Origin of the sequence: Acinetobacter guerrae (assembly GCF_009372255.1) — a bacterium.
Taxonomy (GTDB): domain Bacteria; phylum Pseudomonadota; class Gammaproteobacteria; order Pseudomonadales; family Moraxellaceae; genus Acinetobacter; species Acinetobacter guerrae.
On record NZ_LXGN01000001.1, the window covers coordinates 242,895 to 259,576 of the forward strand.

The 16,682-nt window shown below is 38.5% G+C and carries 15 protein-coding genes; 8 read left to right on the forward strand and 7 right to left on the reverse strand.

The genetic code is table 11. The annotated features are described in order from the left end of the window. Nucleotides 1-4: 4 nt before the first annotated feature. Nucleotides 5-1,717, reverse strand: a complete 1,713-nt coding sequence (locus tag A7A69_RS01115) for an AAA family ATPase (RefSeq protein ID WP_151981942.1) — start codon at nucleotides 1,715-1,717, stop codon at nucleotides 5-7. A 228-nt stretch (nucleotides 1,718-1,945) separates the two neighbouring features. Between A7A69_RS01115 and mdh the strand changes: the two genes are divergently transcribed. Continuing rightward, a complete protein-coding gene (gene mdh / locus A7A69_RS01120) occupies nucleotides 1,946-3,118 on the forward strand; it encodes an iron-dependent methanol dehydrogenase (RefSeq protein ID WP_120369275.1) in 1,173 nt (390 codons plus the stop codon). Between the two features lie 166 nt (nucleotides 3,119-3,284). Next, the gene (locus A7A69_RS01125) at nucleotides 3,285-4,247 is read left to right on the forward strand and encodes an alpha/beta hydrolase (RefSeq protein ID WP_152876012.1); all 963 of its coding nucleotides are present in this window, start codon (nucleotides 3,285-3,287) and stop codon (nucleotides 4,245-4,247) included. Between the two features lie 3 nt (nucleotides 4,248-4,250). Here A7A69_RS01125 and A7A69_RS01130 read toward each other — a convergent pair whose 3' ends face one another. Further along, nucleotides 4,251-5,435 (reverse strand): helix-turn-helix domain-containing protein, encoded by a 1,185-nt coding sequence (locus tag A7A69_RS01130; RefSeq protein ID WP_152876013.1) that lies wholly within the window; start codon nucleotides 5,433-5,435, stop codon nucleotides 4,251-4,253. Nucleotides 5,436-5,588: 153 nt separating this feature from the next. On the opposite strand from A7A69_RS01130, the gene exaC reads away from it, so the two are divergent. Together exaC and A7A69_RS01140 are read left to right on the forward strand one after the other, a co-directional pair. After that, a complete protein-coding gene (gene exaC / locus A7A69_RS01135; protein ID WP_152876014.1) occupies nucleotides 5,589-7,100 on the forward strand; it encodes an acetaldehyde dehydrogenase ExaC in 1,512 nt (503 codons plus the stop codon). Nucleotides 7,101-7,362: 262 nt separating this feature from the next. After that, a complete protein-coding gene (locus tag A7A69_RS01140) occupies nucleotides 7,363-8,079 on the forward strand; it encodes a glutamine amidotransferase (protein ID WP_152876015.1) in 717 nt (238 codons plus the stop codon). A 19-nt stretch (nucleotides 8,080-8,098) separates the two neighbouring features. On the opposite strand, the gene A7A69_RS01145 is transcribed toward A7A69_RS01140, so the two are convergent. Both A7A69_RS01145 and A7A69_RS01150 read right to left on the reverse strand, forming a co-directional pair. Beyond that, nucleotides 8,099-8,506, reverse strand: coding sequence for a GFA family protein (locus A7A69_RS01145; protein WP_152876016.1), 408 nt, complete (start codon nucleotides 8,504-8,506; stop codon nucleotides 8,099-8,101). A gap of 120 nt (nucleotides 8,507-8,626) precedes the next feature. Further along, nucleotides 8,627-9,208, reverse strand: coding sequence for a YceI family protein (locus A7A69_RS01150; RefSeq protein WP_120369281.1), 582 nt, complete (start codon nucleotides 9,206-9,208; stop codon nucleotides 8,627-8,629). Between the two features lie 303 nt (nucleotides 9,209-9,511). On the opposite strand from A7A69_RS01150, the gene A7A69_RS01155 reads away from it, so the two are divergent. Next, nucleotides 9,512-9,922 (forward strand): OsmC family protein, encoded by a 411-nt coding sequence (locus tag A7A69_RS01155; RefSeq protein ID WP_152876017.1) that lies wholly within the window; start codon nucleotides 9,512-9,514, stop codon nucleotides 9,920-9,922. A gap of 135 nt (nucleotides 9,923-10,057) precedes the next feature. Here the strand turns inward: A7A69_RS01155 and A7A69_RS01160 are convergent, their stop codons facing one another. Together A7A69_RS01160 and tkt are read right to left on the reverse strand one after the other, a co-directional pair. Then, on the reverse strand, nucleotides 10,058-10,339 hold the full coding sequence (locus tag A7A69_RS01160; protein WP_152876018.1) for a hypothetical protein: 282 nt from the start codon (nucleotides 10,337-10,339) through the stop codon (nucleotides 10,058-10,060). Nucleotides 10,340-10,458: 119 nt separating this feature from the next. Further along, nucleotides 10,459-12,447, reverse strand: coding sequence for a transketolase (gene tkt, locus A7A69_RS01165; protein WP_152876019.1), 1,989 nt, complete (start codon nucleotides 12,445-12,447; stop codon nucleotides 10,459-10,461). Nucleotides 12,448-13,139: 692 nt separating this feature from the next. On the opposite strand from tkt, the gene metK reads away from it, so the two are divergent. Next, nucleotides 13,140-14,306: a methionine adenosyltransferase gene (metK, locus tag A7A69_RS01170; RefSeq protein WP_152876020.1), complete on the forward strand. Its 1,167-nt coding sequence runs from the start codon at nucleotides 13,140-13,142 to the stop codon at nucleotides 14,304-14,306. A gap of 100 nt (nucleotides 14,307-14,406) precedes the next feature. Here metK and A7A69_RS01175 read toward each other — a convergent pair whose 3' ends face one another. Continuing rightward, nucleotides 14,407-14,655 carry a hypothetical protein gene (locus A7A69_RS01175; RefSeq protein ID WP_120369286.1) on the reverse strand — a complete coding sequence of 83 codons (249 nt, stop codon included), beginning with the start codon at nucleotides 14,653-14,655 and terminating at the stop codon, nucleotides 14,407-14,409. A gap of 245 nt (nucleotides 14,656-14,900) precedes the next feature. Between A7A69_RS01175 and A7A69_RS01180 the strand changes: the two genes are divergently transcribed. Beyond that, on the forward strand, nucleotides 14,901-15,098 hold the full coding sequence (locus tag A7A69_RS01180) for a hypothetical protein (protein ID WP_152876021.1): 198 nt from the start codon (nucleotides 14,901-14,903) through the stop codon (nucleotides 15,096-15,098). Between the two features lie 129 nt (nucleotides 15,099-15,227). Next, nucleotides 15,228-16,628 carry an LLM class flavin-dependent oxidoreductase gene (locus A7A69_RS01185; protein WP_152876022.1) on the forward strand — a complete coding sequence of 467 codons (1,401 nt, stop codon included), beginning with the start codon at nucleotides 15,228-15,230 and terminating at the stop codon, nucleotides 16,626-16,628. The last annotated feature ends 54 nt before the right edge of the window (nucleotides 16,629-16,682 follow it).

The window sequence follows — 16,682 nt, forward strand, 5'->3', positions numbered from 1 at the left end:
CATCCTATTCAATAAACAAAAGCGCTAAACGCACCTGATCATAGCCCATGCGTGGACTGGTTAATTCCACAATAGGTCTGAGTTTGATAGAACCATCATCATTAAAGTTTTCTGACCGTTTGCTTTTTTGCACACGCTTATACAACTTTCTTATTTGCTCAACCACTTCATCTCCAGGATGTGCAACAGAAATATCCAATCCTTGCTCTTTGTGTAGACGTGCCAAATGGTTAATCACGGTCGCAGGCGTTAAACCACGTTCTGTTGCGATATCCTGAATCTCATACCCTTCTTCAAATAAAGCACGAGTTTCATCCAGTGTTGCAGAACCATAGTTTTGCTTTTCACCTTTGGCCAGTTTTTTCTCGTTTCTTTGGATCTCAGTCTCATTCAGCGTACCGCCACAATGGCGAATAAAAGCTTTATGTTGATCGCTTAAATCGGCATCAAGAAAATGATCTTCTGCATCCTGAGATAATTCCTGAAATCTTTTATCGGCTTTTAAAGCCAATGAATCTAGTTCTAAAGCTTGTGCATTAAAACCCAATAAACGCAATCCCGTTAATGATTTAAGTCGCGATAAAGCCACATAGCCCTGTCCTTTTTCAAAGGTATGTGAGAGATTAATTTCTGCGGCTTCCAAGGTCATGCCCTGACTTTTATGAATAGTAATCGCCCATGCTAAACGCAGTGGAATCTGCTGAAAACTGGCAATGCTTTTACCTGCTTCATTTTCAATTGACCAAGTTTCGGGTTCAACAAGCAAAGTCGTACCATCGGTTAATTTTACTTTGGGCAAAATGCCGTGTTCATCATCTTCTTCAAAACCAATGACTTCACCCAAGCTGCCATTGATATAACCCATATCGAAGTTATTCTTTACAAACATGACTTTGGCATGTTTTTTCAACATTAATTCTTCAGGAGCGCGTACAGAAGACTTTAAGGTTTCCAGCATTTTCTCGTTGCCATCTAGCACAGCATTGAACTGATGTTCTTCAGTTTCAATTTCATTGAGATGTTGAAAATTAATATTATCTACGTCCATATTATGCGTGTAGAGTCGGGTAAACGTATCCCCAATATCTTGTTGGCGCGATTGTTGCAAAGCTTGCGTATGTTCTTGCTGAATATTCTGCGCACGAATAGCATTTAAAATCTGATTTAGAATTTCATCATCTTGACGATGCTGTTCAGTCAAATAACATACCCGAAATTTTGCCTCAACCCATGCATCCGACATAAAACAGAACTTGTCACGATTACGTTCGTCATTTTTTCCTACAGGCGGTAACTGAAAAAAATCACCTGCCACAATGACTTGAATTCCACCAAAAGCATCATCACTTTCTTTAAAATATTTTAAGACCTGATTGACCAAATTGAGTTGTTTGGCATGTAACATCGAAATTTCATCAATAATTAAAACTTGCGCATTTTCAAGGTGTTCTTTTAAATATTTGCGCTCTTTCATGCGTTTTAAATCATCTTCACTAAGATGATTTTTAATACCAATCCCTGCCCAAGTATGAATAGTCATTCCATTCATATGCGTTGCTGCAATGCCTGTAGACGCGGTCACAGCAACAGGCACTTTACGTGCTTTTAAATAATTAATGTATTGATTCAGGGTATACGTTTTTCCTGCACCAGCCGAACCTGTTAAAAAAACATTTTCACCCGCTTTTAGTAACTTAAGTGCAGTTTCTTGCTTCATAACCTGATCATTTCCGTAAAACAGTCCATAGCTTAACGGCTTTCATGCAAAAGTGAAATCCGAAAGCCGCTCAAAATATAAAAATACATATATATCAAAAAGATAAAATAAAATATTTATTGGTAGGTTTTTGGTAGGTAGGAAAAAAACAGTCAAATCCGAATACTAGCCTCACGGTGAAGGTCACCTGTAAAAACAAATGGACTAAATGGAAGAAGGAATCGCTCCATGGCTTTAAAAAATATTGCTGACCAAACAAATGGTTTTTATATCCCATGTGTTTCACTTTTTGGCCCAGGCTGTGCCAAAGAAATTGGAACTAAAGCACAAAATTTAGGTGCAAAAAAAGCACTTATTGTCACCGATGCAGGACTTTTCAAGTTTGGGGTAGCAGACACGATTGCTACATACTTAAAAGACGCAGGTGTAGACAGTCATATTTTTGCTGGTGCAGAGCCCAACCCAACTGACAAAAACGTGCATAGTGGCGTCACTGCTTATAATGACAATGACTGTGACTTTATTGTCTCTTTAGGTGGTGGTTCTTCACATGATTGCGCTAAAGGGATTGGACTGGTGACCGCAGGTGGCGGACATATTCGTGACTATGAAGGCATTGATAAAAGTAAAGTTCCGATGACTCCGTTGATCGCGGTGAATACCACAGCGGGTACAGCCTCAGAAATGACGCGTTTTTGTATCATCACTAACACCGACACCCATGTCAAAATGGCAATTGTTGACTGGCGTTGTACTCCTCTTATTGCGATTGATGATCCTAAACTCATGGTCGCCAAACCAGCCAGTTTAACTGCTGCAACTGGTATGGATGCGTTAACCCATGCAGTTGAAGCCTATGTTTCTACCGCAGCCAATCCCATTACCGATGCCTGTGCAGAAAAAGCAATTTCAATGATTAGTGAATGGCTTAGCCCTGCGGTTGCCAATGGCGAAAATCTGGAAGCACGTGATGCAATGAGTTATGCGCAATATCTGGCTGGCATGGCATTTAACAATGCTTCACTCGGTTATGTACATGCGATGGCACATCAATTAGGCGGTTTCTATAACTTACCGCACGGAGTTTGTAATGCTGTGCTATTGCCACATGTCTGCGAATTTAACCTGATCGCTTGCCCAGACCGATATGCACGAATTGCGGAACTTATGGGTGTACAAATACAAGGGCTCAGTAAAAATCAAGCTGCACACGCAGCGATAGCAGCAATCCGTGAATTGTCCAAATCGATAGGTATACCTTCTGGTCTCAATGAACTAGGGGTTAAACCTGAAGATCTGGCGACTATGGCAGAAAATGCGCAAAAAGATGCTTGTATGCTCACCAATCCAAGAAAGGCGACTCATGCACAGGTTGTGGACATTTTCAAAGCCGCACTTTAATTTGATTTCAATTAATCGTCTGCTACTTTGTCCTTAGAGCAAGCTTCTCTCTCCAACCGGCTTGCTCACTTGAGGGAATATTTCTCCAAGATATTCCCTCTTTTTTCTTTACTTCAATTGACAAAATCTACATTTCATACAAGGATGACAGCATGCATTAAAACCAATGAATAAAAATATGAATCAATATATTCCAGATATTTTAGGTGAAGGCTACCAACAACTGACTTTAACCTTTCCAGATGATTATGAAGGTAAAGTTATTGCGACATTAGTCCGTAAAAAAGCAGCAATATCAACCAATAAAGCCGTTTTATATATTCACGGCTTTATCGATTATTTTTTTCAGACCGAAATGGCTGAACAATTTAATCAACATGGTTATGATTTTTATGCACTGGATTTGAGAAAATATGGACGTTCTCATCTGCCCCATCAAATATTATTTAATGTTCTTGATTTAAATGAATATGATGCGGAAATTACAAAAGCGCTTAATATTATTGGCGAGGAAAATCATAGCCAGATATTGTTAGCAGGACATTCTACTGGTGGACTCACTGCAACACTATATGCCGCACATCATCCCGATCATCCGCTGATCAAGGCACTCTGGGCCAATAGCCCTTTTTATGATTTTAATATGAATGTACTCAAAAAAACTTTGGGCATTCCATTTTTAAGTCAAGTTGGTCGTTACCTACCTCAAGCTAAATTCCCAAGTGGGTTAAACAAATGGTATGTGCCAAGTTTGCATAAAGATTATTATGGCGAATGGTCATTTGATTTGAACTGGAAACTTCTAAACATGAAGCAAGTTCAATTAAGTTTTATTCGTGCCATTCATGTCGCACAAAAAGAAATTCATCAAGGAGTTAGGCTTACTATTCCTGCGTTGGTTATGCACTCTAGCCAGACTAAAAACCCAAGAAAATGGAGCAAAAAAGCCAGGCAAAGTGATGTTATTTTAGGTGTAAAAGATATTGAAAAATATGCTGAAAAAATTAAAGGTGATGTCAGCACACAAACCATTCAACATGGTTTGCACGATTTGGTTTTGTCACCTGAACCTGTTCGTCAGCAGGTATACCAACAACTGTTTGACTGGTTAAATATCAAATTACCTTAAAATTTATGGTTCTGCCTGTTGGTATTTAATTAATGACTGATGGGCAGGATGATCTGTAGGTAATAACTCCATTAGACGCTCTACAGCATCGATGGCTTCAGGGAAACGCGCAACATGCTTGAGCAACATATCAGTCTCTTTGGCTTTGAAAATAGCATCGCTTAAACGTGACTCCAAACAATCACGCCATGCACATAAAAAAGGACTCTCGGTTTTTGTTAGAAAAACCCCTGTATAAAGTTGCAAAGCAGAAGAGACATAACCCGCATCTAAAGCTTTTTCGGCCTGTAAAAAATCAGCTTCGACATGTGCCAGTAAACGATAAGGACGTGAACCGAGCATTCCCCCAAGCACATCGCGTAACTGCGACATTTCAGCTTTTAGCGTTCCCATACTGACTTTACGTTCACCATAAAGTGCCTGATGTAGTGTTTCCAGATTTAAACCTTGTGGACATAATGCCAAAATACTCAAAATTTCAATCTGGCGTGGTGTCAATACCAAATTTTTTCCATTAAATAGCACTTGTGGAATAGAAAATGCCCGAATATAGATTTGTTGGCGTTGCTGTTCTTGTAAAGCTGTTTGAATAATCGATGCACAGCGTTCAGCAGCCAAAATACCCAAAGAATTATGATTCGTCCATGTCGTGGATAAATCGATCACTCCAAGCAATTGTCTAGAATGCGGATCGATAATCGGTGCTGCATAACACACCCAATCTTGCACTGACTGCATGTAATGCTCATTGGAAAACACGCAACTGGATTGGCGAGTTTTGATGGACAAGGCTAATGCATTTGTCCCGACCATTTCTTCGCCCCACTGCCCGCCTTCGACAAAGTGTACCCGTTCAGCCGCACTGCGCATCTGTTGACTCGCAGCTGTCCAGATAATGGTACTACCGACATCCCCTACTGCAATCACCATAGAAGATTGTTCGGCGACATGTTTAAGATCATTACCACAATACTGTAAGGCAATATCCAGTGCAGACGGCTGTTTTTGCACTAAAGTTAATAACGGCGCAGCGGAGCGTTCTTTGGGAATAGCCGCAGAAACTGAACGTTGCCATGAACTGGCAATGCTTTCATTCATCTCACCTGCCTGCTGAGTAGAGGAAATGCTTTGTTGACGAAGCGTCTCAACTCTGCTGCGTTGTTCCCTGAGCTTTTGTTTTGTAACCATTTGTATATTCCCTGAAAATTGTCATGGTCTCCAACCTTTTTCCAACCTTCCGTCTTATATGCTAACTCTATAGCGTACAAAAGTACCTTATACCAAAGCTGTATAAGCTTCAAATTTGATATGTATATCAATGATAAGCAAAGGAATATTTATATGCGTTACATCAATCCCAATCAACCTGGTTCAAAGGTTCAATTTAAAGCCCAATATGAAAACTTTATTGGTGGGCAATGGCTTGCCCCTGTAAAAGGAGAATACTTTGAAAATATCTCTCCTGTCGATGGCAAAGTATTTACAAAAATTCCGCGTTCAAGTGCGGAAGATATTGAGTTGGCTCTAGATGCTGCAAATAAGGCAAAAGCAGAGTGGAATAAAGCCTCTCCAACAACTCGCTCTAATTTGTTATTAAAAATTGCAGATCGTCTTGAAGCAAATCTGGAAATGCTCGCGGTTGCTGAAACATGGGACAACGGTAAGCCTGTACGTGAAACACTGGCTGCGGATATTCCATTGGCGATTGATCATTTCCGTTATTTTGCGGGTTGTGTTCGCGCTCAAGAAGGCGGGATTTCTGAAATAGATGAAGATACCATTGCCTATCATTTCCATGAACCTTTAGGCGTCGTTGGCCAGATCATTCCATGGAATTTCCCGATTTTAATGGCAGCATGGAAACTTGCACCTGCATTGGCTGCGGGTAACTGTATTGTACTTAAACCTGCGGAACAAACACCTGTCAGTATTTTGGTGTTAGTTGAACTGATTCAAGATATTTTACCCGCAGGTGTATTAAATATTGTGAATGGTTATGGCGTGGAAGTCGGTCGTCCATTGGCAACTAATCCACGTATTGCAAAAATTGCATTTACAGGTTCAACTAAAGTCGGGCAACAAATTATGCAATATGCGACTGAGAATATTATTCCAGTCACGCTTGAACTTGGTGGTAAATCACCCAATATTTTCTTTGAAGATATTCTGGATAGAGAAGATGACTTCCTTGAGAAAACCCTGGAAGGCTTTGCCATGTTTGCCCTAAATCAGGGTGAAGTATGTACCTGTCCTTCTCGTGCGTTGGTTCAGGAAAGCATTGCAGATCGTTTCTTAGAAATGGCAATTGAACGCGTTAAAAAAATCAAAACGGGACATCCATTAGACACTGAAACCATGATTGGCGCTCAAGCATCCAAACAACAGTTCGACAAAATTATTGGTTGTATTGATACAGGTCGTAATGAAGGCGCACAATTACTTACAGGCGGTGATGCACGTCATGATGTTGATGGCGGTTTTTATATTGAACCGACCATTTTCAAAGGCAACAACAGCATGAAAATTTTTCAGGAAGAAATTTTCGGGCCAGTATTATCGGTCACTACATTTAAAGATTTTGACGATGCTATACGCATTGCCAATGATACCGTATACGGTTTAGGTGCTGGCGTTTGGTCTCGTTCTGCACATACTTCTTATCGTGCAGGTCGTGCGATTGAAGCGGGTCGTGTCTGGACTAACTGTTACCACATTTACCCTGCACATGCGGCATTTGGTGGTTACAAACAATCTGGTATTGGTCGTGAAAACCACAAAATGATGTTGGATCATTATCAACAAACTAAAAACTTATTGGTCAGTTACTCAACCAAACCAATGGGCTTTTTTTAAAAAATAATCTCAGCACGATTAAAAATAGAGGCGATGTAATCACCTCTATTTTTGTATAAGCATCGTTTTAAGAAAAACTATATACATTTGAATGAGCAAAAGATATCAAGTGTGTCTTTAAAAATAATAAAGATGGCTGTGCTTTAAGCCAGATCGCATAAAATGTCATGGGTATTTTCTTTGAAACCCAACCAACAATACAGTTTTCTTTTTGATGATTTTCGCTTAAGGTGAAATATATCGATGTAATATTGAATCCGTTATGACTCAACATACTTTTTCCAAAACCATTTACGCTATTCAGCATGTCGCTTTTGAAGACTTGGGTTCATTAGAAGATATTTTTTATCAGTTAGGCTTTCGGATTCGCTATTTTGAAGCAGGTATCGATGATCTAACGCCAGCGCTAAATTATGAAGGTCTTACCGTGATTTTGGGTGGGCCAATTGGTGTTTATGAAGAACAAGATTATCCTTTTCTAACAGCAGAAATTGCATTACTCAAACAACGTCTTGCCGATAAAAAACCGACCTTAGGCATTTGTCTGGGCGCACAACTTATTGCCAGTGCATTAGGCGGCAAAGTGTATGCAGGTCATCAAAAGGAAATTGGCTGGAGCGAGTTAGAAATTAAAACAATCGAACATAATATTTTAGAACCCCTTGAAAATGTTTCGGTTTTACACTGGCACGGCGATACCTTTGAATTGCCTGAAAATGCCACTTTACTTGCCAGTTCAGCACTTTATCCCAATCAGGCATTTTCGATTGACCATCATGTACTGGCTTTACAGTTTCATATTGAAGTGGCTGAGGACATGTTTGAACGCTGGCTGATTGGTCATACTTGTGAATTACGTCAGGCTCACTTGTCGATTCCTCAACTACGTGAAGAAAATGCGATACATGCCCACGCGCTTGAACATGCTGCCTATCATGTAATGAAACAATTTTTGAAACAAATCCAGCTATTAAATTAGAAAAGGTCTTCGATCTTCTTTAATTTCCAGAGGAAAATAAATTAATCACGTCCTGTTCGGTCAACTGTTTTGCTGAAGATAAAAATGGATAGTATGCAGGTTTATGATCTGCATAGATTTCCAAATGAATTTTTGCCTGCTCTGGTAAATCAAACAGTTGTGCGTTTAAGTTATAATAATTTCGCTCATTGAGTTTGTAATATAAATTGGTGCCACAATTTTTACAAAAGTAACGTGCTGCCCATTCAGATGATGCATACTTTCCAATTAATTTTTCGCCAGTCACTTTCAAATGATCAATAACTTCAACCGTTAATGAAGGCCCACCACCCCATTTTCGGCACATAGAACAATGACAAACTGCAATTTGATCTATATGAATATTTGCCTCAACTTGCACCGATCCACATAAGCATTGACCTAACATTGTTTTTCCTCTTGTAAAATGATTTGATTATTTTTAGTTCTTACAAGTTCACTATTCTACAAAAGAAAAAACCCATCATGTTTTTTTAATGCATGATGGGTCTCATCGAACTGTAAACTATTATTTCTTGGCAGCTTCTGCTTCAGTGGTAATGTTTACAGTAATTTTATCACCAACATTTGGCACATAGTTTCCGATACCGAAGTCAGAACGGTTAAATGAAGTGGTTGCATTGAAACCAATTGCTGGTACTTTCGCCATTGGATGTTCACCTTGTTTATTCAACACCGCATCCAGTACTACAGGCTTAGTAATGCCTTTAACGGTTAAATTACCTGTAATTTTGAAGTGTTTTTTGTCTTTGGTTTCAACCTTAGTACTTTTAAAGGTAATGTTTGGATATTTTGCGGCATTAAACCAGCCTTCTTCCTGAAATTCTTTATCTAATGCAGCAACGTTTGAATTTACGCTGCTTACTGGAATTGTCACTTCTACAGATGAGTTGGCAGGTTTTGCATTATCAACTTTAATGACACCCTGAATATCGGTAAAGTTAGCACTTGGCGTAGAAAAACCAAAGTGATTCCATGAAAATACTGTCGCCGTATGGGTCGGATCAATCTTATAATCTACTGGTGCAGCTAAAGTTAGAGTACTTGCAACTGCAACAGCCAAACCGAATGATAATGTTTTTAAACGCATGATTTTTTCCTACTCAGTGAATAGTTATAAGTTTATACATTGCCAATTTTAATGCACTGTTATTTATAAGACGAATTGTTGCAAGCATGCAACAATCGGGTTTTAATTAAATTTACTTAATAAAAGTTATGAAATTTAAAAATAAAACATTAAATATTTAAATAAACCTAACTAAAACTCTTTATTATTTAGATAAAATTAATTAAACATCATTAAAAAGCTCATGACTACATACAAAATAACAACAAGTACATTCTCTTTTATGCTAAAGATACTACTTTATTGATCATTTCAGGTTATCGCATGTCATACACTGCACAAGCCCAAAGCACTCAAACACCTTATCGTGTCACCCTTACCGATCCTTCTGGACATATCTGGTACGTCGATGAACCTGTAGAAAAAGGTGGGCAAAACACTGCGCCAAATCCAATCTTGATCCTTCTCTCTGCTTTGGGTGCTTGCACAACGGTGACTTTACAAATGTATGCAGACCATAAGCAAATACAACTTGAACATGTACAAATCGATTTAGTATTAAATCCTCAAGGAGAAGCTGTATCTTCTAATGCTAATCAAATTGAACGTAACATTAAGCTAAAAGGAAACTTTACTGAAGATCAGCACAAACGTTTATTAAAAGTTGCAGAAAGTTGCCCTGTCCATAAAATTTTGACTTCAAATATCACCATTCAAACTGAGATGACATTTTAATACTTTGCACATGTATGGATGTTGAATGCCGATTAGCTCGGAAATATTTAAGATTTGAATATCAATATTTCTGAGTGAACTAATACCAGATTAAGTTATATCAATTGTTTCAAATACGTGATATCTACTCAAAAACTATAAGATTTCTTTCCAATTGCTGCCAATTTTCACGAAATCAGGTAATTTTTCACTGTGAAATACATTGTTCTCATTATCAACAGCAAATTTTGAGACTGTATTATCATGTTCTGCATTTAATTTTTGGTAAAAACTAAACTCTCCTAGTACACCATCCAGTGCGGTAGACTGTTTAATATCAGTCGCCAGTGCATTAGAAATGTATTGTGCAGGATGAACAATAAACTCACACTCGCCTGTGACCGTTTCGCCATTTAAATCAACAAATGAAAATTTCATGATGACATCCAATTAAACTGAATCCTTAAAAAATATATCATAGAAATACAGAATCAAAAAACCCAGTCAAACTTTTGATTGACTGGGTTTTCAAAGCGAAATGCTTTACGAAAATTGACTTATGAAGTTAAAGACTGAACAGCCTCAACCACAGCTTCAGTGGTAATTCCAAAGAACTTAAACAGATCTTTAGCTGGTGCAGACTCACCATAAGTCGTCATACCAATCACCTTGCCATCTAAGCCAACAAACTTCCACCAATAATCGACGTGCGCTGCTTCAACTGCAACACGGGCGCGGATATGGGCTGGCAATACTACTTCACGGTAAGCCACGTCTTGCTTCATAAATTCTTCTGCACATGGCATAGACACCACACGCACACCTTCAAGTTGAGCATAAGCATTCATTGCCAGTTCAACTTCTGAACCTGTCGCAATAATAATCGCTTTTAACTCACCTTTTTCCTGAGCCAATACATAACCACCTTTCGCAGCGTTTTGAATTTGCTCGTCAGTACGAGTTTGGAATGCCAAATTTTGACGAGACAAAATCAATGCAGATGGGCCGTCTTTACGTTCTAAAGAAGATTTCCATGCAATCGCTGTTTCAACGGTATCCGCAGGGCGCCATGTATTTAGATTCGGGGTAGAGCGCAATGAAGCAATCTGTTCTACAGGCTGATGCGTTGGGCCATCTTCACCTAAACCAATCGAGTCATGAGTATAAACATGGATCACACGTTGCTTCATCAATGCCGACATACGTACTGCATTACGTGCATATTCCATAAACATAAGGAAAGTTGCAACGTAAGGAATAAACCCACCGTGTAATGCAACACCATTGGCGATGGCTGTCATGCCAAACTCACGTACACCATAATGTACATAATTACCTGCTGGATTGTCCTGAACCCCCACACAACCTTTCCAAATGGTGAGGTTAGAACCTGCAAGATCGGCTGAACCACCTAACAACTCAGGCAACAGTGGTCCAAATGCCTGTAAAGTATTTTGGCTGGCTTTACGAGTTGCAATGGTTTCAGCTTTAGCATTTGTTTGTGCAATAAATGCAGCTGCTTGAGCCGCAAAATCAGCAGGTAAATCGCCAGAAATACGGCGTAGCAATTCACCCGCTTCCGTTGGATATTTTTCTTGATACGTTGCAAAAACTTTGTCCCAAGCGGATTCAGCTTGTTGACCTTTTGCTTTGGCATCCCAATGCTCATAAATATCAGCAGGAATAACGAAAGCCTTTTCTTCCCAGCCTAACACTTCACGAGTAAGTTTGATCTCATCGGCACCGAGTGGCGCACCATGACTATCTTCTTTACCTTGTTTATTTGGAGATCCTAAACCAATAATGGTTTTACAGATAATAACCGTCGGTTTAGACGTTTCAGCCTGCGCCTCTACTGTGGCTTGACGAATAGCATCAGCATCATGACCATCGACACGTAGTACTTGCCAACCATATGATTTAAAACGTTGTTCTGTATCATCACTAAACCAGCCTTCAACTTCACCATCAATTGAAATGCCGTTATCGTCATAGTAAGCGATCAGTTTACCCAGACCCAATGTACCCGCAAATGAACATGCTTCATGGGAAATACCTTCCATCAAGCAGCCATCACCCAGAAAACAATAAGTATAATGGTCAACAACAGTTAAATCAGCTTTATTAAATTGTGCCGCTAATGTTTTTTCAGCCAAGGCAAAACCTACAGCATTGGCAATCCCCTGACCTAAAGGACCTGTTGTAGTTTCGATACCAGGTGCGTAACCTAATTCTGGATGACCTGGTGTTTTAGAATGTAATTGACGAAATTGCTTGATATCTTCAATTGAAACATCGTAACCAGTCAAATGTAGCAACGCATATTGCAACATTGAACCATGACCATTTGACAATACAAATCGGTCACGGTTCGCCCATTGAGGATTGGCTGGATTATGGTTTAGAAACTCACGCCAAACGACGTCTGCAATGTCTGCCATACCCATTGGCGCACCAGGATGGCCTGAATTTGCCTGTTGTACAGCATCCATAGCCAATACACGAATTGCGTTTGCAATACGACGTTCGTTTAAAGGGGTCGTCATAGGTCAGCGTCCAAATAAATCGATAGAATAAAAAAGGTGAGCATGAATCGGGATTCAAAAACAGGCTATATTGTCTTAAAAAAAAAGGCACGGGTAAAGCCTATGTCGTGATTTTCCGTACTTTTATATGACAGTTTTGGCTGAATAAACGTAATTTTTCCTGATTCACTAGATTTATTTTTTCCTTTCTTATATTTATTCAAAAAAACACCTCTCCAAAATATTTGTAATTTTTATACTAATCCCATTAAATCAATGGATTAAATTTATCAAAAAAACCTCATCATGTTTTTAAAATAATTAATTGTAGCCTTGTACAATATTTAAAAGTTAAGTACAAATAAAAAGAGAATTTTATTAAAATTTCTATAAAAATAATGAATGACATTCAACTTAAATTTTATATTTGTAATTTTAATTGTATTTTTTAATGTTTAAGATTTTCAAACACAGGAAAATGCAGAAATAAATGATAATTATTTTATAAATCAATATAATAAATTTAAAATTTAATAAAAAAGTGTCTTTTAGCAATCTTTTCCAAAGCCCTATATAAGTTTTACTCATACATATATCAAATAAAACAAGGCAAAAATAGAATAAATTCACGCAATTTAGTCAGGTTAAGCTAGTCCTAAAGGTCAAGTCGATGTAACATATTATGTCTTTAAAATTACTGTGATAGGACTTTCATGCGCGAGTACGCTGTTTTTACTTCGGAATCTGTAAGCGAAGGCCATCCGGATAAAATGGCTGACCAAATTAGTGATGCGATTCTGGATGCGATCTTAAAAGAAGACCCATATGCGCGGGTTGCTTGTGAAACATTAGTAAAAACAGGTGCTGTGGTTCTTGCTGGTGAAATCACAACAACAGCCAATGTTGATTTCGAGGCGATTGTACGTCAAACCGTAAACGGGATTGGTTATCACCATTCAGATCTTGGTTTTGATGGATCAACTTGTGCTGTGATCAATATGATTGGCAAACAATCTCCTGAAATTGCGCAAGGTGTAGACCGCCAAAAACCTGAAGATCAAGGTGCAGGTGATCAGGGTTTGATGTTTGGTTATGCCAGCCGCGAAACCGATGTACTTATGCCAGCGCCTATTTCTTATGCCCATCGTTTAATGGAACGTCAAGCTGAATTACGTCGTTCAGGTGTGTTGCCTTGGTTGCGTCCAGATGCAAAAAGTCAGGTGACATTTGCCTATGAAAATGGTCGCCCCGTCCGTTTAGATGCAGTCGTTCTATCTACTCAGCATGACCCTGAAATTTCTCAGATTCAGCTTAAAGAAGCGATTATTGAAGAAATTGTAAAACCTATAATTCCAGCAGATATGTTCCATGCAGGCACAAAATTTCACATTAACCCAACAGGTATGTTTGTGATTGGTGGTCCTGTAGGCGACTGTGGTTTAACGGGCCGTAAAATTATTGTAGATACTTATGGTGGAATGGCTCGTCATGGTGGCGGTGCTTTCTCTGGTAAAGACCCATCTAAAGTTGACCGTTCCGCTGCTTATGCAGGTCGTTACGTGGCAAAGAATATCGTTGCAGCAGGCTTAGCAGATAAGTGTGAAATTCAGGTAAGTTATGCTATTGGTGTTGCTGAACCAACCTCTATTTCAATCAATACTTTTAATACTGCAAAAGTCGATGATGAGCTTATTATCGCTTTAGTCCGCGAACATTTTGATTTACGTCCGTATGGTATTACCCGTATGTTAAACCTGTTACAACCGATGTATAAGCAAACTGCTGCATACGGCCACTTTGGTCGTGAAGGCACAGATCATGCGTTTACTTGGGAAAAAACAGATAAAGTTGATGTTCTTAAAGATGCCGCTGGTCTCTAAGTCAACACTTAGCATCTTAAACAAACCCGCATTTGCGGGTTTGTTTTTATTAATACCAAATGAAAATATTCATTGAGTAAGTCCTACTCATCAAGAATAACTAATTAGTTTTCTTTTCATTAGAATTTAATACATCCAGTATCGACTTTTGTGTTGGTGTATCTGTCTCATGTGTTTGAGTATAAAATTGGACAGATTTAAATACCATTACAACAGCGAGACACCCCACAAGGCAAAAAATCCACCATCCGTATGGACTACGGATATGTTGTGAACCACAATAAGGACATTCTTTATCTGTAGATGCAACGACCTTGTTACAACATGCACAGTGATATTGGTACAGCATAGTAATCCTCCCACACGACCCTAAGCTTGTTTTTCTAGTCTGTTTAGCTAAAGCTAAATCATTTTAGGCCTTATATTTTTATATTATGTGAAATAGAAGACGATTTCAATGAAATTATAAATAGATGAAATTCATTAATTATCATAAATATAGCCAATTTTTGACTTAGATCACTATATAAAAAATAGAATTATCTACAAAAATTTTGTTAAAATTTATTAATAACGTCTCAGAGGTTGCTCATCATGACACAATTGATTAATAAAGGTGGTTTTCGTGAACGGGCTAATCGTAGTCGAAAATACAAAGATTCTGAAAATGAAAAAACCATGTTAGTTTCAAATAAATACCAGCCTTCTGTAAGGCCCGAATCTCATCTTAACAATACATCTTCAGTAGATATTCAGCCTAATTCAGTTGAGATCAAAGATATAAATCCATAGGCATTTTATATCTTAATAAATCATGTTTTTTTATTAAACAATAATAATAAAAGCTCTGAATTAATCCATATAAAGCGCTCGATTGTTTTGACTTAAGCTCATCATAAATTGTGAAAATAGAGTTTCGTAATGTCAAAACAAATACGATTTAATGCTTTTGAAATGAATTGTATCGCCCACCAGTCACCAGGTTTATGGTGCCATCCGCAAGATCGCTCACGTGAATATAAAGATCTCGAATATTGGACGGATCTAGCGAAGATATTGGAACAAGGGGTTTTTGATGGCATCTTTTTGGCAGATGTTCTAGGGATTTATGATGTCTATCAACAAAGTGCTAAGCAGGCTTTAACAGGCGCTGTACAAGTTCCTGTCAATGATCCTTTGCAACTCATACCCGCTATGGCGGCTGTAACAAAGCACTTGGGCTTTGGCGTCACCACCTCTATTTCATTTGAACATCCTTATCCTTTTGCACGGCGCATAAGTACGCTCGATCATCTAACCAAAGGTCGTGTAGGCTGGAATATTGTAACGTCTTATCTGGCAAGTGGTTCTAAAAATTTAGGCTTATCAAATCAAGTCAGTCACGATGAACGATATGATATTGCAGATGAGTATCTTGAAGTTCTATATAAGCTCTGGGAAGGCTCATGGGAAAATGATGCTGTTCTAGCTGACAAAAAAACGGGAGTCTTTGCAGATTTTAAAAAAGTGCATCCGATTCAGCACAAAGGAAAATATTTTGAAGTTCCTGGTATTCATATTTGTGAGCCATCGCCTCAACGTACACCCGTTTTATATCAAGCAGGCGCTTCAGGACGAGGTCAGACCTTTGCCAGTCAAAATGCAGAATGTATTTTTATTGCAGCCCCATCAAAAATCGCAACTCAAAGTGTTGTCAAAAGCATTCGTCAAAAATTAATCGAAAATGGTCGAGATCCTTACTCAGCTAAAATTTATGCGCTTCTGTCTATCGTTACAGATGACACAGATGAAAAAGCACGCGCTAAATTTAAAGAATACCAATCTTTTGCAAGCTATGACGGTGCTTTAACTTTATTATCAGGTTGGTCAGGCGTGGATTTTTCTCAATATCAATCTAAAGATAAAGTTGAATATATTCAAACTGATGCCATTCAGTCATTACTCGACTCTTATGTCAATGCTGACCCAGCTCGGATCTGGACAATAGAAGAAATTGCGAATTGGATTGGTGTCGGTGGTAATGGACCAGTTTTAGTCGGTTCTGCTCAAACTGTAGCTGATGAATTACAGCAATGGGTTGAAGACACCGATGTTGATGGCTTTAATCTCGCCTATATTTTAGCGCATCAAACTTTTCAGGATGTAGTCGATTTTATTGTCCCTGAGTTGCAAAAACGTGGGGTGTATCCACACCAATACAGTGAAGGAACATTAAGAGAAAAATTATTCAATTCCGAAGCACATTTACCAAACTGGCATCGTGGTGCGACTTATCGTACTGGCCAAACAGCGCCTACATCTGCATTTAAAAAAGTGATTTAATATATTCTGAGAGATAAAAAACCGAATCAAATAATCGATTCGGTTTTTATCTTA